Raw genomic sequence first — 19,206 nt, forward strand, 5'->3', positions numbered from 1 at the left:
CTTCGGGCGCATGACCGGACGATTGCATGTTGCAACGCCCTCCTGGCGAACCGGGAGGGCGTTCGGCTTTCGCCGCGCCGATCATGATGCCTTCATGCCTCGGTGTTCGGGGGCTTGGGGGCGGAATATGACGTGCATTGCCGCATCCGACGTGATGCGCAGGATCACGTCGCGGCGGCGGCGGGCGGGGCGCCGGGCAAGCAGGCGCAGCAGCATCCACAGCAGGTGGAGCAGGGCGATGATGCCCGTGGTCACGTTGGGAAGCAGGTCATCGCCGAGAGTGCCTCCCCGGGGCGGTTCCTGCACCACGCTGCTCAAGCCGTCCGCCGCCAGCAGGGCCTGCAGGCGGGTCGTGAGGATGTCCATGGCGGTAATGTTCTCCAGGTAGAAATCCTTGCGCCGGCGCAGCAGGGCCGCCAGGTCGTCGTCGGACAGACGGTTCAAGAAGTAGGTGAGCGCGATGTCCATCCGTTCCTCCCGTGGCAGTCGCGATGCCACTCTACCGTGGCCCGCGGGCATGCCGCGGGGGCGGCGGTGAATTCGGAATGATCCGATGTTATCGAGGCGGCGGCGGCTGCCGCGCCACCCGGCGCCGGCAGGGCGCGCGAAACGGTCGCCTATACTCGCTTTTTTCCAGGATTGCCCCACCATGATTTCCACTTCCGATGCCTATGCCAACGTGGTTGCCGAAACCCGCCACTGGCTCGATCGGGCCGTGATCGGCCTGAACCTCTGTCCGTTCGCCAAAGCGGTCCAGGTCAAGGACCAGATCCGCTTTGCCGTCAGCGATGCGACCGACGCCGAAGGCGTGTTGACCGACCTGCAGGACGAGCTGGCGTTGCTGGCCGAGGCCGATCCGGACAAGATCGACACCACCCTGCTGATCGTTCCCGACGCGCTCGACGACTTCCTGGAGTTCAACGACTTCGAGGACCTGTCGGACCGCTTGCTCAAGCGCATGCGCCTGGTGGGCGAACTGCAGGTGGCCACGTTCCATCCGCAGTTCCAGTTCGCCGATACCCAGCCGGACGACATCGAGAACTACACCAACCGGTCGCCGTACCCCATCCTGCACCTGCTGCGCGAGGCCAGCATCGACCGCGCGGTCGAGTCGTTTCCGGACGCCGCCGAGATCTACGAGAAGAATATCGGGACGATGCAGCGGCTGGGACTGGCAGGCTGGCGGCGGTTGATGACCCAGCCCTGAGCGGCAGGGGCCTGGCCGGCATCGCGTGGCCGCGGGCGCGGGATATCCCTAGATAGCCCACATCGCATATTGAATACAGAATACTGTCAATGAGACCCCCGCCGTCGGGCGGGCGGCCTGTGCCTGCTTCCCCATCATCCATTGCATGGCCCGCGTGGCTCTCAGCCATGCGGATGCCGCGCGCCTGTCTGGAGAGAGCCTTATGCCGTTCACTCGCCGCCACGCCCTGGGCACGCTTGCCGCGTTGCCGCTGATGCCCCGTCTTGCACGGGCGCAGGCCGATTTTCCGACCCGTCCCGTGCGCCTGCTGGTCGGCTTCGCGCCCGGTGGCCTGACCGACATCGCCGCGCGCGCGCTGGCCGAGCGCATGGGCAAGATCCTCAAGGGCAGCGTGGTGGTCGAGAACCGGCCGGGCGGCCAGACCATCATCGCCACCGCGGCGGTGGCGCGGGCCGAGCCCGACGGCTACGTGCTGGCTTTCGTCGGCACCAACGGCATGATCCTCAATCCCCTGCTGTACAACGACCTGCCGTACCGGCGGTCCGACTTCAAGCAGTTGGGCTCGATGGGCAAGTCGCCGATGCTGCTGATCGTGCATCCCGCGCTGGGGGTGAAGAACGTGCAGGAATTCATCGCCTTGGCCAAGAAGAAGCCCGGTGACATCACCTGCGCGCATGCCGGGCGCGGCGTCATCAACCATCTGGCCTTGCTGCACTTCCAGTCCAAGACCGGCACGCAGTTCCAGGATGTGCCGTACAAGGGCAGCGGCCCGGCGCTGCTGGACCTGATGGCCGGCACGGTGCAGAGCACCTTCGATTTCCCGACTTCGGCCTTGCCCAACATCCGTTCGGGCAAGTTGCAGGTGCTGGCGGTGACGGCGGACCAGCGCCTGTCCAGTCTGCCCGACGTGCCGACCATGAAGGAGGCCGGCGTCGAGGGTTTCGAGCTGTACACCCGCATGATGATCTCGGGCCCGGCGGCGATGCCGGCGGCGGTCGCCGCCACGCTGGAGAACGCGGTGCGCGAAGGCGCCCGCGATCCTGCCCTGGTGCGCCAGTTCGCCGAGCAGGGCGTGACCGTGGCGTTCACCTCGTCGACGGATCTGGACCGCGTCATCGCCGAGGAATCGGCACTGTGGGCCGGGGTGATCCGTGCCAACAACGTGCCCAAGACCGACCTGAAAGGCTGAGGACGCGCCATGACCGAGCAAGCCCGCATCACCGTTCATCCCGAAACGGCGCTGATCGACGTGCCGCGCGCGATCCGCATCGACGGTTTTCCCGCCTATGCCTTCGTCACCGTCACGGCGCGCATGCGCATGTGCGGCGTGCCGTGGCGTTCGCAGGCGGTGTTCCTGGCCGGCCACGACGGCAGCCTGGATCTGGCGCGCGATTGCCCCGTGTCCGGCAGCTATGCCGAGCCGTCCGCCATGGGGCTGGTGTGGTCGATGACATGCGAAGCGATGGACCGCGTGGTGTTTCCGCCCGACCGCGTCGAGCCGCTGGCGATCGACCTGCACGCCAGCGACGGCCGCCACGAGGCGACGGCGCGGCTGGTGCAGACCTTCGTGGCCGAGGGCGTCACGCACCGCGCCGTGCGCGAGCAGGTCGGCGGCATGACGCTGTCGGGCGAATGCTATACGCCCGCCGGGCCCGGCCCACATCCGCTGGTGATCTACATGAACGGCTCGTCCGGCGGCGTCAATGCGCCGCGCGCCGCCCTGTTCGCGGCCCACGGCTACCAGTGCCTGGCGCTGGCCATCTTCAACTACGACGGCCGTCCCAAGTACCTGAATGACATGCCGCTGGAGTATTTCGAGCAGGCGCTGCGCTGGGCCCGCGCCGAACTGAAGCCGCGCGACGGCTTCGTGGCGCTGTCCGGCATCAGCCGGGGCGGCGAGACGTCGTTGCTGGTGGCGTCGCACTATCCGGATCTGGTCAGCGCGGTGGTGGCCTATGTGCCGTCGCCGGTGATGCATGGGGTGGTCAGCGCGGGCGAGCCAGGCACCGGGCGCAACGCCCAGGTCTGGCGCAAGGCTGGCGAGCCCTTGCCGCACCTGTGGCAGGACAACGCCAGCGCCGATTGGGAGGCGGCCTATGCCTCGGACCCGCCGTACCGGCAGACCCATGCCTTTCTCAGCGCCAGCCGCGACGCCGCCGCTTTCGAGCGCGCGCGCATTCCGGTGGAACGCTATCGCGGGCCGGTCCTGCTGGTGAGCGCGTCGGACGATGGCTTCTGGCCCAGCACCGCGTATTGCGAGATCGTCATGCGCCAGCGCCAGGCGCATGGCCTGCCAACCTCGCACTACGTGTGCTCGGGCGCCGGCCACCACGTGCAATATCCCTGCCTGCCAGCCACGCTGATCAGCAAACCGCATCCCATGTCCGGCCTGTTGCTGGACGCGGGCGGCACGCCGTCGGCCAACGCCGCCGGCAACGAGGGCGCCTATCGCGCGGTGCTGGAATTCCTGGCGCGCGCGGCCGGGCCTGGGCAATAAGGCACACGGCCTCGACCGGCGGGGCCGTGATGGCGCCGGCAGGCCGGCGGGCCAGCCGGCAAATCAAGCCTCGGCGGTTTCCTCGGCTGCAATCGCCGGTTGCACGTGATCGATCAGGGCGGGCCAGGTGTTGATCGACAGCAGGTGGCAATAGACCAGCGGCAGCCAGCCGTTGGCACGCCAGCGCAGGAATTCCGCTTCCGGCAGCTTGTTGAACTTGGCTTCGTCGATCACCTTGAAGCCGGACATGGCCAGGCGCTGGCCGTCGGCCAGGGTGATGTCGGCGCGGTTCTCGATCAGCAGGTCGGCCTCGGCCAGGGCGCGGGCGAATTCCAGCGTGTAGGCGTGCTGGTTCTGGTAGTCGCGGCAGAATTCCAGGGCGCTGCGGGCCAGCGCGGTCGGCTCGCCGGCCTCGTCGAAGAACGGGTTGTCACGGCCCTCGACCACCGCGGCGGCCTTCTCGTCGACGCACAGCGTGTACTGGCTGCGGTCTTCGTTCTCCATGAAGATGAAGGGATAGCGGCGCACGTAGGCCGGGATGTAGGTGCCGGGGCGCCATTGGCCCTGCGCGTCGACGAACAGGTTTTCCTGGCCGCGCACGCCCAGCACCGCGACCGGCGTGGGCTGCTCGCCATCGGTGAACACGATGGGGAAGTGGCGGCACGCCGTCGGCAGTTCGGTGGCCACCAGCGGCACCGCGTTGGTCTTGGCCGCGTAGCCGAAGCCGGTATTGCCGGCCAGCGACAGGTTGGCGTGTACGCCGGCGGCGAGCGGACGGGGTTGTTCGTAGAACAGGGGAAGCGAGGTCTGCGTCGTCATGGTGTCTGGATCAGAGAGTAAGGGATTGGTTATCGGTGTCGCGGCGCGCGTCATCGGATGACGGACGGCCTTCGACGGCCGGGCGCTGCGGATGGGCGCCGGTCGTTTGCAGCACCGGGTTGTTGCCATTGGGCACCGTCAACACCGCATTGTCGCCCGCCGGCAGTTGCCAGGAAAAGGCGGAGGCCACCGTCAGCACCTGCGGATCGGCGTATGCGCCGAGCGCGTTGGGGCCGAAGCCCTGGGGCGGCACCGTGCCCTGGAACAGCGGGTTGGCGCTGGGCGTGGTCGGAATCACGGTGCGCGGCGCGGTCACCGAGGCCAGGCGGTCGATCACGTCCGTCTGGCCCCAGGCGGCGCCGTTCATATAGTACGGCGCGCCAGCCAGCGAGCTGCGGATCGTGGTGGCGGCCATGGAGCCGGTCTTGCCGCCGATCGCGCCCCACAGGTCGGCCGAGCCGGCGTTGGGGACGATCAGCGCGGCCACATTCAGCTTGTGGTCCGGATTGGCGTCATTCTGGCCGATGCGCAGGGCGCCCACGCCGGAAGCCAGCGTCAGCGAGGTCTGCGGGCCGTTCAGGCCGACAGCGGTGATGTCGCCGTTGGTGCGGATGGTCGCATTCGAGCCCTGCAGCCTGGCCGGCGCGCCCAGGTTGATGGGGCCCTGCGTCACCAGCAATTGCGCCGGCAGCGTCAGACCGGCGCCGCCGGTCTGGGTGAAGCCCGTGGCCGCCTTGACCGTGCTGCCGCCGCCAAACGTCGTGGTGCCGGTCGCGCTGGTGTTAGCGATGCGGATGGCGCCGGTGTCGGCGGTGACGTCCTTGCCGAACGACAGCGTGCCGCCGGACAGATCGATGCCGTCCGGGCCGGAGGCGCGCAGCGCGCCGTTGTAGCTGGCGGTCCTGGCTTCCAGTTGCTGCACGCGGTAGGCGCTGACGTCGCCGTTGAACACGATGGTATCGACGGCGCGCAGGGTCAGCGAACCCAGGCCGGTGGCGTCGCCCGCCACCTGGATGTTCCTGGCCGCGTTGACGTTCAGATTGTTGCCATTGCCGCCGTCCAGCTTGCTGCCCAGGATCACCGAGCCGGTGTCGCTGGCCAGGTCGCGGTCGCCCTTGAGGGTCACGGCGCCGTTGTAGACCTGGTCGCCGGTGGTGCGGGTCTTGCCGCCGCTCAGGGTGGTGGCGCCCGTGACGGCCACGGTGCGCAGCGGCGTGGTGGCGCCGACGTCGCCCTGGATGTCGGCGTTGCCGGCGATGATCAGGCCTTGCTCGCCCGATTCGGTGCCGTCGACGCCGGCCTTGAGCTGCACGGTGCTGCCGGTCAGCGTGGTGTCCACGCCGCTCAGGATGACGTGCTGGCCATATTGCTGCGTGCCGGTGGTGTCGACCGAGCCGCCATTGATCAGCACGTCGCCGTTGCCGCCGGTCTGCACCGAGGCGGCGCGCACCGGGCCGTCCAGCACGATGTCGCCGGCCGCGCTGACCTTCAGGTCGCCCAGGCGCGAGCCCTGGCCGACCGGGCCGGAGAAGGTCACTTCGCCTTGATTGGCGACGACCGTCAGGCCGTGGCCGCCATCGACCGCCTGGTCGAAGCCGATGTCGCCCTGGCGGCTGGTTACCGAGACGTCGCCGCCGACGGTCACATTGCCCTGGTACGACTGCTCGCCGTTGGTGACGATGCTGCCGGCGCCCAGCGTGGCGTTGCCCTTGACGGTCAGGCTGGCCAGCGGGTCGTTGGCGCCCAGCGGTCCCTTGAGCACGGCGTTGCCGTCGATGGTCAGGTCGTGCTCGCCGTCGCCGCCGCCCAGCAGGCTGACGGTGCTGCCCTTGAGCACGGTGTCGGTGCTGAACACGGCCCGCTCCCCGTACGACTGGGTGCCGGTGGTGTCGACCAGGCCGCCGTTGATGGCCACGGTGCCGCCGACGTCGGTGTTGACCGACGCGGCGTACACGGCCTTCTCGAAGGTGGTGGCGCCCTGGCTGTCGACGGCCAGGTTGCCCAGGCGGCCGGTGGTGGCATCGCCGACCTGTTCGGCAAAGCGCACGTCGCCGCTGCCGCTGCTGACCGTCAGGTCGCTGCCGTTGCTGCTGGTGACCGTGTCGTTGAACGTCACCTTGCCGCCGCCGGTGCCGATCTGTGTGGCGCCGGTCAGCAGCACCGTGCCCTGGTAGGACTGATCGCCCACGGTCTGGATCGGACCGCCGGACAGTTGCGCGTCACCCTCGAGGGTCAGGTAAGCGAGGCGGCCATTGGCGCCGTTGCCGATCGGACCGCCGATTACGGCCGGGCTCTCGATGGTCAGGCCCTGCTGTTCGTCGGCCGAGTTCGCGCCGCCGGCCAGCGTCACCGTGGCGCCCTTGAGCGCGACGTTGGCGCCCAGCGTGACCCGTTCGCCGAACCGCAGGGTGCCGGTGGTGTCGATGCGGTCGCCGTTGATGGTCACGGCGCCCGGGTCGTCGGTCTGCAGCGAGGCGGCGTAGACGGTGCCGTTGAAGGTGGTCGTGCCGGCGGTGTCGACCGTCAGGTTGCCGACGCGCTGGCCGCTGTCGCCCACGCCGGCAAAACTGACGTCGCCGCTGGCGGTCGAGGCCACGTGCAGGTCGTGCGTGCCGTCCAGCGCGCCGTCGAACGCGACGTCGCCGGTGGTGGTGGACAGCGTGTGATCGCGGCCCAGGGTCGTGGCCCCTTTGTACTGCTGGTTGCCGGTGGTGGCGATGCTGCCCGCGTTGAGCGTGGCGCTGCCGTCCAGGGTCAGGCTGGCCAGCTTAGTGGTGGCGCCGATGGCGCCGGTCAGCAAGGCCGTGCCGTCGATCTCCAGCGCATGGGCGCCGTCTGCGCCGTTGGCCAGGGTGATGGTGGTGCCGGTCAGCACTGCATCGTCGCCCAGGTCCACATGGCCGCTGTAGATCTGCGTGCCGCTGGTGGTGACGCTGCCGCCGTTGATGGCCGTGCCGCCGCTGCCCGCCTGGTTGAGCGAGGCGATGTCGACCGCGCCGCCGTAGGTGGTGGCGCCGCTGCTGGTGACGGTCAGCGCGTTGGCGCCCGACACGCCGCCGGTGAAGGCGACCGCGCCGCTGCCGGTGGCCACACTGACGGCGCTGGCCAGCGTCGTCGCGCCATCGACGCCGAAGGCGCCGTCGGTGGTGGTGTAGGCGCCGCGCAGCGTGGTGGCGCCGTTGTACTGCTGGGCGCCGGTGCTGGCGACCTGGCGCAGGTCGATGCTGTCGCCGCTGATGGTCAGGCTGGCCAGGTTGGAGGCATTGCCGCCCAGCGTGACGTCGCCGTGTTCGGCCACGATTACCGCCTGCTGGGCGCCGCCGTTGAGCGTGCCCGAGAGGGTGACGCCGCCATTGGCGCCGTTGGCCGTCAGGGTGCGCTTGCCGCCGGCCAGCGTGGTGTCGCCAGTGATGCCGATGGCGCTGCCGGTCAGGTCGCCGTTGAGGGTGATGTTGCCGGTATAGGTCTGGCTGCCGCTGGTGTTGGCGGCTGCCATGGCGATGGCCGTGCCGCTCACGGACAGGTCATGCACATCGGTGCTGGCGATGTCGTGGCTGACGGTGACGTTGCCGGCGCCGGAGGCCAGCGTGACATCGCCGCTGTTGCCGGCCGCCAGGCCGACTGCGCTGGTCAGGTTGCCGCTGGACGTGATGCCGATGTTGCCGTCGGCCGTGGCGACGCGGCCCAACGTCAACGCACCGCTGCCGTCCACGTAGATGTCGCCGCTGCCCAGGACGTTGGCCTTGAGATTGCGGGCTGCCGTGGTGACGTGGCTGGTCGAGGTGCCGATGCCGGTTTTGCTGGTCAGGTCCAGGCTGTTGGCCGTGAGGCTGTTGCCCAGGCCCAGCAGCGAGCCTTCGGCGGCGCTCAGGACCACGGTGCCGCTGGCGGCGCCGGCGTTGACAGTGTCGATCTCGACGTCGCCGTGCTGCGAGGTCAGCGTGATGCTGCGGTTGCTGCCGGCGGCGGTGGCCGAGGCCGTCAGCGAACCGCTGGCCGTGGCATTGATATCGCCATTGGCGGTGCTCAGCGAAGCGTCGAGCGCGCCGGTGTTGGTCAGCGTCAGGTCGGCCGCCGTGGTGGTGCCGGTCAGGCTGGCCGCGACCGTGCTGGCTTCGGTCACCAGGCTGGTGTCGCCGCCCGCGGCGCCGCTGCTGAAGCTGACCGTGGTGCCCTTGGCGGCGATTGTGCGCGGCGTGGCGCCGCCCGCCACCACGTCCTGCGTGCCCCGCAGCGTGAGGGTGCCGTTGGCCTGCACGCCGGTGCTGGCCAGCGTCAGCGTGCCGCCGGAGGACAGCAGCAGATTGTCGGCGCTGTTGGACATGCCGCCGCTGGCGTCCAGATCGCCGGCGGTGGTCAGGTAGACCGAGCTGTGGGCGCCGGCCTGCTGGATGTTGCCGCTGTTGGAGGAGAGCGCGCGCGTGCCGACGTTGTTGATCACGATGACGGCGCCGTCGGCGGCGGTCGACAGGTTGCCCAGCGCGCCGAGGTTGGTGCGCAGCGCGATGCCGCCGGTGCCGTTGCCCGGGTAGGCGGCCGAGCCGATGCTGCCGCCGGCGATGGCGGTCAGGCTGTTGCCGGTGATCAGGTTGCCCGCCAGCGCGCCCTTGATCGAGCCGGCGGCCTGCAGCGTGACGTTGCCGGCGAGCTTGGCGTCGATCGTGTTGATCGACAAGTCACCGCTGGTGGTGGCGATCGAGATGCCGTTGTTGGCCGAGCTGGTCTTGCTGACCGCGCTGGTGACCAGGGTCGGGCCGGCGCTGGTGATGCCGATGGCGCCGTCCTGGGTGATGATCGAGGCCAGCGTGGTGCCGGCCGCGCGGTTGTCGTTCAGGTAGAGCGAGCCGCTGCCGGTGACTTCCGCGATGATGTTGGCGGCGGTCGTCTGCAGGTTGTCGGGCGAGCCGGCCGCGCCGCCGATGCCCGAGCCGGCCTTGAGCGTGACGCTGTTGCCGATGATGCGGGTCGATTCCTCGCGGTCGTCGACGATGGTGCTGCCGGTCTTGCTGAAGTCGATGTTGACGCTGCCGGCGCCGGCGTCGATGTTGCCCGCGACCAACTGGCTGTTGGTGCCGTTGCCGACAATCTTGATGAGGCCATTGCTGGCGACGGCGTTGGCGATCTGCAGATTGCCGGCGGCCGCGATGTCGATCGTGTTGCCCGACAGGTACGAGTAGACGGAATTGTTGTCTGCCGCCAGGTACATGCCGCCATTGGTGGTGACTTCGACGCGCTGGCCGGTGGCGTTGATGCGGCCGCTGGCGGCGCCGACGGCGTTGGCGCCGTTCAGCGCAACGCCGTAGGCCTTGACGGTGGCGCCGGCGGCGTCGGCCAGGATCGAGCCGTTTTCGGCGTTGAGCGTGACCTGGCCATGATTGGCGCCGGCCTGCACGTTCTTGACCGTGATGTTGCCCGCAGTGGTCTTGACCGAGATGTCGTTGCCGGTGGCGTCGGTGCCGGAGGTGACGCTGGTGAGCACCAGGCTGCCGTTGCCGTTGATCCGCGTTTCGCCATTGGCGACCGAGGTCGTCAGGCCGCCCAGCAGGTTGCCGCTGCTGTCCAGGTAGAGCGAGCCGTCGCCGGTGACGGTGGCCGACACCGGGCTGTTCGGCGCGGCGATCCTGATTGCCGCGTCGCGCGTGCCGATGCCATTCTGCGCCGTCAGCGTGATGGCGCCGGCGCCGGCGCCCGAGAGCGTGCCCCCGCCGTACAGGATGCTGCCGGTCTGGGCGTTCAGGGTCAGGGCGTTGCCGGTGCCGTAGCTGACCGTGCCGACCAGGATGTCGCCGGTGGTGGTGGTGACCGACAGGTCGCCGCCCGCGCGCAGGTTGCCCAGGTTGATCGAGCCGGTCTGCTTGAGCCAGATGCCGCCCGAGGCGGTGGCGGCGATGTTCTTGACCTGGGTGCTCAGGGCCAGGCTGGCCGACCCGATCGTGTTGGGCGTGTCGCCCGACCCGGTGGACAGCGTCAGGTCGCCAGCGACGATCTTCGAGGACGCGTTCATGCCCTGGATCGAGCCGCCCGTGTAGTAGTACGGGTTGGTCGACAGGTTGACCGAGCCGTTCTGGGTGACGTCGATGTCGTGCACGTTGATCGCGCCGATGGCCTGGTAGGTGAAGTTCAGGCCGGTCGTGTCGCGCACGATGGTCAGCGCGGTGGCGTTGTTGCTGTCGGCGCCGCTGAACGTCAGGTTCTGGGCGTCGATGGCCAGGGAGCCGGCGCTGCCCAGGTTCGAGCCCTGCGCGTTGTTGCGGATGATGGTCAGGTCGGACAGGTCGGCCAGGTTGTCGACGTAGATGCTGCCGGGCGTGGCCATCGTCAGCTTCTCGGTGTTCAGATGCAGGCGCGCCGAGGTGGAGGCGCCGATCTTCGAGGCCGTGCCGTAGTTGGCCGTCAGGCTGACGCTCTTGCCGCTGACCAGGTTGCTATCGTCAATGCCGGTGATGCTGCCGCGCGCGGTCGACAGCGTGACCGCGCCGTCGGTGGACGCGACGGTGCCCACGGTCAGGTTGCGGCCGCTGTTGCCGGTGTCGGCCATCAGGGTGATGTCGCCCGGCGCGGTGACCGAGGTCGCCTGCAGGCCGTAGGTCTCGGTCAGCGCGATGCTGCCGTCGGCGCGGTCGGTCTTGGTGGCGTTGAGCGTGACGGTGGTGGTGCCGCCGTTCAGCGCATAGGTGCGGATGGCGCTCTGGTTGCCGATCGAGCCGTTGGCCGTCAGGCTGACGTTGGTGGCGTTGTTGATCGTGCCGCTCAGGATCGAGCCGCCGGTATTGTTGACGGTGAAGGCGTTGCCATTGGTGTTGACCGTGCCCAGTTCGATGTCGCCGGCGGTGTTGCTGACCGCGCTGGCCCCGGTCGAGGTCAGGCTCGGCAGGTTGGTGTTGCCTTCCACCGTGATGAACGCGCCGCCGTTGTCGGCGCGGCCGCTCAGCGTGCTGACGCGGGTGTCGATGGCATTGCCGGCGCCTGCGGCGCCGATCGCGTTGGCCGCCGTCAGGGTCAGGCTGGCCGCGTCGATCTTGGTGTTGGCATCGCCGTCGCCCAGCAGCGAGCCGCCGCGCGAATTCAGCACCACGTTGTCGTAGCCGACGTTGACGGCGCCCACGGTGATGCTGCGGTCGCTGGTGACGCTCAGGTTCAGGCCGCCGCTGTCCTCGACCTTGGTCAGGACCAGGCCGGCGCTGCTGCCGCTGCCGCCGTCCGCGGCCTGGAACACGATGTTGCCGCCGTCGCGGGTGGGCGAGGTGATGCCATAGCTGCGGGCGCTGTTGCCGGTGGAATACAGCGTCAGCGCGTCGATGTGACGGTCGGAGTCGATGTACACGTCGCCGGCATTCTGGATGTTCACCAGCGGCGCCGACAGGTTGATCTCGCGGCCCACGGCGCCGATGGCGCCCGAACCCTGGGTGGTGAGCCACACCTGCGCGGCAGTGACGCGCTGGCTGTCGTCGGCGCTACCCAGGATGCTGTTGTTGCTCGACAGGCGCACCGTGCCGCTCTGGGTGGTGTCGATGACGCCGATGTCCTGGCCGACGTTGCTCGACAGCATCAGGTTCAGCCCGGTGTTGTCGCGCACCTCGTTGACCTGCAGGCGGCTGCCGTTATGGGCCACATCGAACAGCAGTTCGTTCGACAGGATCTGGTAGGTGGCCGCCGACGAGCCGGTGGCGTACAGCGACAGGCTGGCCAGGTCGCGGTCGTTGTCCAGGTAGACGTGGCTGCCGGCCGTCAGGTACAGCTCGCCGGTGGTGGTGTGGATCGAGCCCGAGTTGTCGCCCGACGCCACGCCGATCTGGCCGCTGGTGCCCAGCGTGACCACATCGCCCGTGACGTGCGAGGTCGGCGTCAGGTTCAGGATGTTGGCGCCCGAACCATAGGCATTCAGGCTCACGGTGTTGGCCGGGCCGACGTCGACGTTGCCGATGTACAGCGTGCGGTCGCCATTGAAGGAGAAGTTCAGGCCGGTCAGGTCGCTGACCGCCGTCATCGTATAGACGCCGGCGTCGGTGACGTCGAACGTCAGGCCCTTGGCCGCCACCTGCAGCACGTTGTCCACGGCGCTGTTGGCGTGGTTGGCGGTGATGTTCAGCGAGAACAGGTCGCTGGCGTTGTTGATGTACAGGTCGCCGCCCGACTGCGTGGTGAGCTGGCGGGTGTCGGTCTGCATCGCGTTGCCGGCGGCGCCGATCGACTGCGTGGCCGTGAGCGTCAGCACCGGCGTGACGAAGCGGCCGGCGCCCTGCGTGATCGAGCCGTTGGTCACGTTGACCTGGGCCGAGCCGGCGGCGCTGTTGTCCAGCAGCGTCAGGCTCTTGTTGTTCGACACCCACATGCTGCCGCGCACATCGGAGGACAGCGAATCGACGCTGACGAACAGCGGCTGGTAGGTGGTGTAGGTGCCGGTGACCGAACCGGCGTTGAGCGTCAGCGCGCCGGTGGCGATGTTGGGCGCGCTGGCGCTGGCGCTATTGCCGTAGATGGTGCCGTTGCTGGCCAGCTTCACAGAGCCGCCGGCGGCGGTGCTGACGTTGTTGACGGTCAGCGAGCGGTCCGACGAGATCGACAGCGCCAGGTTGCCGGTGTTGGTGATGTTGCTGAGCGTCAGGCCGGCAACGCCGGTCGAATCGCTCAGCGAGAACGCCGTCATGCCGCTGGCGCTGATGCTGTACGTATTGTTGACCGAGCCGCTGCTGCTGCTGTGGTTGGCCGTCAGCGCCAGCGAATCGAGCTGCTTGTTGTTGGCGACGGACACATTGCCGGCCGAGGCGACCGCCAGGTTGGCGGTGCTGGTCTGGGCCGACACGCTGCCGTTGGTGCCCAGCGCGCTCAGGCTGACGGTGTTGCCGGTGATCAGGCCCGAGCCGCCGATGGTGGGGGCCAGGCCGGTGTTGGCGTAGCGCGACGTCAGCGATACCGAGCCGTTGCCGGTGTTGATGGTGTTCGACGTGATGGCGGTGTCGGTATTGACCGTCAGCGCGGCGCCGCTCATGCTGGCGCCGATCGACAGGTTCGTGCCGCCGGAGATGGTCAGCGTCTGGCTGCCCAGGCCGCCGAAAGCGTAGCTGTTGGTGTCGAAGTTAGTGCTGCTGCCGGCGTCGCGGCGCGACAGGTACAGGTTCAGGCTGTTCAGCGCCAACCCGCCGTTGTTCAGGTTGATGTCGCCGTTGTTGGCGATGGCGAGATTGCTGGCGCTCAGGCGCAGGGCGCGGCTGCTGGCGCCAATGGCGCCGGTGTTGGCGTCGCGCGCGGTATAGCTGTCCGAGCCGGTGGCGGAAAGCGTGACGCTGCTGGCCGTAATGCGGCCGTTGCCGCCGTCGCTGGTGATGCTGGAATTGACGCCGCCGCCCGCGGTGGTCAGGCTGATCGAGTTGCTGGCGGTAAGGGTGCCGACCTGGATATTCTTGCGGCCGCTGAAGCTGAAGTCGGTCAGGCCGCCCGTGACCTGCTCCAGATACTGGGTGGCCCCATCGTCGCTGAGGGTGATGACCTGGCCGGCGCCGCCGCCGATGCCGAAGCTGGCGGCGCTGCCCGCGGATTTCAGGCTGTTGATGGCCAGGCTGCGCAGCACGGTGTCGCTGCCGACGTACATGTTGTTGCCGGCGGTCAGGCTGAGCGCCGAGGTGCCGTTCAGGACCAGCGCGCCGCCGCTGACGGCCGAGCCGATGGACCCGCCCGAACCCGCCGTCAGCGCCACGCTCGCGGCGCGGATGGCGCCGGGGTTGGCCGGATCGTCGTTGGCGATGTTCAGTCCGGACTCGAGGCTGACTTTGCCATTGGCGCCGGCGTCGATGTTGCCGACCAGCAGGTTCTTGTCGCTGGCGGTGAAGCCGAAGTCCAGGTTGCCCGAGCTGGCGATGTTCGCCAGGTGGATGCCCAGGCCGTCATCCGTTACGGTGAAGGCCGTGAGGTTGGGCGCGGTGATGCGGTATGCGCCATTGGCGGTGCCGTTGCGCGTGACGTCCAGCCGCGTCAGGCCGGTGAGACTGTCGACGGCGATGTCGCCGCCGCTGGTCAGGCTGACGTCGGGCGCCTGCAGCGTCAGCGCCGCGCCGGCCGCGCCGATCGCGCCGCCCGCCGTCAGGGCGATGCGGCTGGCACGGATCAGGGTGGCGGCGTCGCCGTCGTCCTGCAGCGTGCCGCCGCTATTGGTCAGCGTGGCCGCGCCGCCGGCGCTCAGGCTGCCGATGGTGGTGAGGCCGTACGACTGGGTGTAGCCGATCTGTCCGGTGCCGGCCTCCAGGCGCGTCAGATTGATGTTGCCGCTGGTGCCGTTCAGGTAGAGGTCGGTGCCGGCGGTTGCCTGCACATTGACCTGGCCGGCGCCGCCCACGCCGACATAGCGCAGGGCGCCGCCATATACGCCGCCGATCGCGCCCGCGGCATTGAGCGAGATGTCGTTGCCGCCGGCGTAGACGTTGCCGCTGCCATTGCCGAACAGCGAGCCGTTCGCCACGTTCAGCGCCACCGTGCCATTCCAGCTGCGCACCGTGCCCGCCAGCAGCGCGTCACCCTGGCGCGTGTCGATCTGCACATCGCCCGTGGCGGTGATGTTGTTCAGCGTAACGATGCCGGTGTAATTGCCAGAGCCGGTCGGATTGGGCAGTTGCACATAGAAGCCGCCATTGTTCGCCGCGCCGCTCAGGTAGCCGGTCAGCACGTCCATGTAATCCGGCCCGGTCGCGCCGACAGCCTTGCCGGCGTTCAGGTTGACCGAATTGGCCAGCAGGCGGGTCTGCTTGTTGCCGTCGTCGCGCAGGTCGCCGGCGGCGTTCAGCGTGATGCTGCCGCTGTAGCCGGCATCGATGCTGCCGACGGTGATGTCGCGGTCGCCGGTGAAGCTGAAGTTGACCCAGTTGCTGTCGCGGACTTCATGGATCGTGTGGCCGCCGACGTCGTCGGTGATGTTGAACAGCAGCGACGGCGCGCGCACGTCCAGCGTATAGCGGTCGTCCGTGTCCTTGTGGCGCGCGTACACCGTCAACGAATTGAGGTCGGCGATGTCGGTGGCGTATAGGTTGCCGCGCGTGTCCAGCGTCAAGCCGGGCGCATTGACGGCGACGGCATTGGCGCTGGTGCCGATGTCCTGGGCGGCCCTGAGGCTGACGTTATTGGCGGTGACGCGTGTCTCGGCGATGCCGTCGTCCAGGATGCTGCCCTGGCTGGAGACCAGCGTGACGTTGCTGCCGGCGCGGATGTTGCCCAGCTTCAGGCTCTGGTCGCCGGTGAACGAGAACTGGCTCAGCAGCGAGCTGTAGACCTGCTTGAGTTCGTAGGCATTGCCCAGGTCGTCGTTGATGTCGAAGTTCAGGAACGGCGCGGCCACCTGCAGCGTATTGCGGCGGGCCGGGTCGGCGTGCGAATTGGTGATGGCCAGATAGGTCAGCGTCTTGGCGGGATTGTCGACATAGATGTCGCCGCCGCTGCCCAGCGTCAGGCTGGTGGTGGCCGTCTTAATGTGGTCGCTGGCCGTGCCGATGTGTTGCTGGGCCTGCAGGATGATGCTGCTGCCGGCCAGCGCGCTGTCGGCGTTGGCGCGCACGATGCTGCCGCCTTGCGCATTGAGCCAGAGCGTGCCGTTGCCGGCATCCAGCATGTTGCCGCTCAGGTTCGCCACGCCGGTGACGTAGATGCCGTTGCTGGCCTTCAAGTCGTCCAGCAGCACCGAGCCCTGTGCCTGGTTGAGGTAGATGCTGCCACCGGTGGCGTTGAGCACGCCGGCGGCGGTACGCAGGTAGGTGCCCGAGGTGCCCACCGTGTAGCTGGTGTTGGAGGCCGGGGCCAGCAGCGTGACGACGTTGCCGGTGATGAGCGAGGCCGAGGTGCCGGTGATGCTGCCGGCGCGCGCGGTGAGCGTGACATTGCCCGTGCCCGCATTGACCTGGCCGGCCGCGATGCTGTTGCCGGTCAGGGAGATCGCGCCGCCGCCGGAACTGACGTTGTTGGCCGAAACGCTGCCCGCGCCGGTGATCGCGATCGGGCCGCCATTGGCCTGCGCCTGCGTGATGTTCAGGTTGGCGCTGGTGCTGTCCAGGTACACGCCGCCCGCGCCCGCGCTGGCCGAGAGCGTGCTGGCATTGGTCTTGAGGGCACGCGTGGCGCCGCCGATGATGCCCTGTTCGGCCGACAGCGTCAGCGACGAGGAGGCAATGCTGGTGGCGTCGTTGCCGTCGTCCACGATGTTGCCGGACACCGAGGTCAGCACGGCGCTGCCGCCCGTCTTGATGTTGCCCAGGGTCAGGTGGCCGGTGGTCTGGGTGGCCAGATTGCCGGTGGTGTCGATCGCCTGCAGGTTCAGCGAACCCTCGCCGTTCACGTAGATGCCGCCGGTGCCACTGGTGGCGGTCAGGGCCGCCGTCTGCATGCGCAGGGCCTGCGCCGACGACCCGATCGCGCCGCTGCGGCCGTCGCTGCCGGCGGCGCTCAGCGTGATCTGGCCGGCATTGAGCAGCCCGCCAGCGGTGCCCAGGATGTTGCCGGCCGTCGAGGCCAGGGCCAGCGTGCCGGTGCCCAGGTTCACGTCGCCGACGGTCATGGTGCGGTCGCCGGTGAACGAGAAGTTCAGGCCCGACTGGTTGACCGTGTTCAACTGGTAGCCGTTGTTGTCCTGCAGCGCGAAGGCCAGGCCCGGCGAGGTCAGTTGGAAGCTGTTGTTGACGCCCGGCTGCGCATGGCGGCTGGTAATGTCCAGCGATGCCAGGGTCTGGCGGTTGGCGACTGCCAGGTTGCCGCCGGTCGCCAGCGACAGCAGCGCCGTCTGGGTGTTGACCGGCGCGGCCAGGTCGCCGATGCTGCCGCCGCTGGCATCCAGCTTGACGGTGTTGCCGGCCACCCCCTGGCTGGCGCCGCCGGTGTTGCGGATCGACCCCGCGCTGGTGCGGATCAGCGCCGTGCCGCTGCCGGCGTCGATGAGGTTGGCCAGGTTGATGTCGCCGGTGGCGTTCAGCGTGATCGCGCCGCCGCGGCTGGTGAGCTTGCCGATGTTGTCCAGCGTGCTGCCCACGCCCAGCGCTTCGAGCGTGATGGCGCCGCCCTGGGTGCTGATCTCGGTGTTCGAATTCTCGAAGCGGATGCCGCCCGTCTGGGTCGAGCGCATCGTGAAGCTGTGGCCGGCGGTGGTCTGCAGATTGATCGCCGCCATGTCGGCCACCGTGATCTGGCCGGTGGCTTCCAGCTTGATATTGGTGGTGCCGGCCAGACTTTCCAGCAGGCCGCGCGAGACGGTGTTGTCGGCGGTGTTGGCATCGCCGCCGTTGATGACGCCATCGCCGGCCGCGCCGTCCTGCGAGCCGCCGCCGCTACCGGAATCGACGATGCGCAGGTCGGTCGGGTCGATCAGCAGCAGGCCGGTCTTGCCCTTGGGTGCGCGCAGGTCGGCCGAGCCGGTCAGGCCAATGTTCTTGTTGCTGGAGACTTCGGCGAAGCCGCCGTCGCCACCCTGCGCGCCGCCGCGCGCCGACAGGCTGCCGGCGAAGGCGGTGGCGTCGTTGGACCACATGGTGATGCTGCCGCCGTTGCCGTTGACCAGCGCGTCGGCCTTGAGCGTGGCGCCCGCCGCCACCTTGACGCTGGACGACTTGCCGCTGAACGCCGCCGAGCCGTCGTCGGGCGAGACGCCCTGGCTGCCCAGCGCGATCTCGCCGCCGCCGGCCGCGCCGGACACGTCGATGGCGGCCCCGCGCGCCACATTGACGTGCTCGCCCGTCACCACCACCTTGCCGCCGCGCTCGCCGGCGTTGGCGCCGGTGGCGTCGACCGTGCCGGCCACATTGACCGTGCCGGCGTCGCCGCCGGACAGGACGATCTTGCCGTTCTGCGTGCCCACCGCCTTGGCGCTGATGATGCCATCGGTGTTGACCACATTATCGATTACGCCCTTGACCGCGCGCGCCGTCATGTACACCGTGCCGCCGTCGGCGCGGATCACGCCGTTGTTGGCCACCAGGGCCGATACCGGCTTGCCGTCGGTGTCCTTGGGCAGGCCGCTGACGGCCGAGGTGGCGTCGAAACTCAACAGGCCATCGCCCTGGAAGTCGACCGTGACGGTCTTGGCGCCGGCCAGCGCCACGCGGCCCAGCTTGGCCTCGATCACGCCCGAGTTGCGCACCGCCGGGGCCACCAGCACAGCCAGGCCGCTGTCCTTGATGCTGATGGTGCCTTCGTTGACGATCATGGCGCCGGCCTTGGACGACGCCTGGTTGAACTTGTACTTGCCCGCCAGGAAGTCCTTGTCGCTGATGTTGGCGGTGGTGGCGATCAGCCCGCCCACGTCGATGCGCGCGCCCTTGCCGAACAGCACGCCGTTCGGGTTGACCAGCATCACCGTGCCGTTGGCGTTGAGGCGGCCGAAGATGGCCGAAGGGTCATTGCCGACCACCCGGTTCAGCGTGATGCTGTTGCTGCCCGGCTGACGGAAATTGACCGTCTCGTTGGCGCCGATGCTGAAGTCTTTCCAATTGATGATGGCCTTGCCGGTGGACTGGTTGATGTCCAGCGTGCCGTTGCCGCGGTTGTTGATGGTGGCCGAGCCGGCCACCACGTTGCCGCCGGTGGGATTGGCATGGACACTGCCCGAGGCCAGCGAGCCGATCACCACGGCCAGCGTGGTGAGCGCGGGCAGCGGCGGGGCATTCTTCAGGGGCTGGCGGCGGGCGGAGGGGGCGAGGCTGCGGGAATGACGGGTCAT

Annotated in this window: 6 protein-coding genes; 3 read left to right on the forward strand and 3 right to left on the reverse strand. The window is 68.8% G+C overall.

Annotated features, from left to right (window positions below):
• Window positions 1-81: 81 nt before the first annotated feature.
• Window positions 82-468 (reverse strand): hypothetical protein, encoded by a 387-nt coding sequence (locus K2W61_RS19570; protein WP_236756366.1) that lies wholly within the window; start codon window positions 466-468, stop codon window positions 82-84.
• A gap of 181 nt (window positions 469-649) precedes the next feature.
• Here K2W61_RS19570 and K2W61_RS19575 point away from each other — a divergent pair, with 181 nt between their 5' ends.
• The 3 genes from K2W61_RS19575 (at window position 650) to K2W61_RS19585 (ending at window position 3,704) form a co-directional block, all read left to right on the forward strand.
• A complete protein-coding gene (locus K2W61_RS19575) occupies window positions 650-1,207 on the forward strand; it encodes a DUF1415 domain-containing protein (RefSeq protein ID WP_175131483.1) in 558 nt (185 codons plus the stop codon).
• A 202-nt stretch (window positions 1,208-1,409) separates the two neighbouring features.
• Window positions 1,410-2,396, forward strand: coding sequence for a Bug family tripartite tricarboxylate transporter substrate binding protein (locus K2W61_RS19580; RefSeq protein ID WP_236756367.1), 987 nt, complete (start codon window positions 1,410-1,412; stop codon window positions 2,394-2,396).
• Window positions 2,397-2,405: 9 nt separating this feature from the next.
• Window positions 2,406-3,704 (forward strand): alpha/beta fold hydrolase, encoded by a 1,299-nt coding sequence (locus tag K2W61_RS19585; RefSeq protein WP_236756368.1) that lies wholly within the window; start codon window positions 2,406-2,408, stop codon window positions 3,702-3,704.
• 63 nt (window positions 3,705-3,767) lie between these two features.
• Here K2W61_RS19585 and K2W61_RS19590 read toward each other — a convergent pair whose 3' ends face one another.
• Complete coding sequence (locus tag K2W61_RS19590) at window positions 3,768-4,523, reverse strand: SapC family protein (RefSeq protein ID WP_236756369.1); 756 nt, start codon at window positions 4,521-4,523, stop codon at window positions 3,768-3,770.
• Between the two features lie 10 nt (window positions 4,524-4,533).
• On the reverse strand, window positions 4,534-19,206 hold the full coding sequence (locus K2W61_RS19595) for a filamentous hemagglutinin N-terminal domain-containing protein (RefSeq protein WP_236756370.1): 14,673 nt from the start codon (window positions 19,204-19,206) through the stop codon (window positions 4,534-4,536).

Source organism: Achromobacter pulmonis (genome assembly GCF_021733725.1).
GTDB lineage: Bacteria > Pseudomonadota > Gammaproteobacteria > Burkholderiales > Burkholderiaceae_B > Achromobacter > Achromobacter pulmonis.

Excerpts from the sequence above, each read along its gene's own strand:
- K2W61_RS19570 (WP_236756366.1), bottom strand. The coding sequence starts at position 468 with ATGGACATCGCGCTCACCTACTTCTTGAACCGTCTGTCCGACGACGAC.
- K2W61_RS19575 (WP_175131483.1), top strand. The coding sequence starts at position 650 with ATGATTTCCACTTCCGATGCCTATGCCAACGTGGTTGCCGAAACCCGC.
- K2W61_RS19580 (WP_236756367.1), top strand. The coding sequence starts at position 1,410 with ATGCCGTTCACTCGCCGCCACGCCCTGGGCACGCTTGCCGCGTTGCCG.
- K2W61_RS19585 (WP_236756368.1), top strand. The coding sequence starts at position 2,406 with ATGACCGAGCAAGCCCGCATCACCGTTCATCCCGAAACGGCGCTGATC.
- K2W61_RS19590 (WP_236756369.1), bottom strand. The coding sequence starts at position 4,523 with ATGACGACGCAGACCTCGCTTCCCCTGTTCTACGAACAACCCCGTCCG.
- K2W61_RS19595 (WP_236756370.1), bottom strand. The coding sequence starts at position 19,206 with ATGACCCGTCATTCCCGCAGCCTCGCCCCCTCCGCCCGCCGCCAGCCC.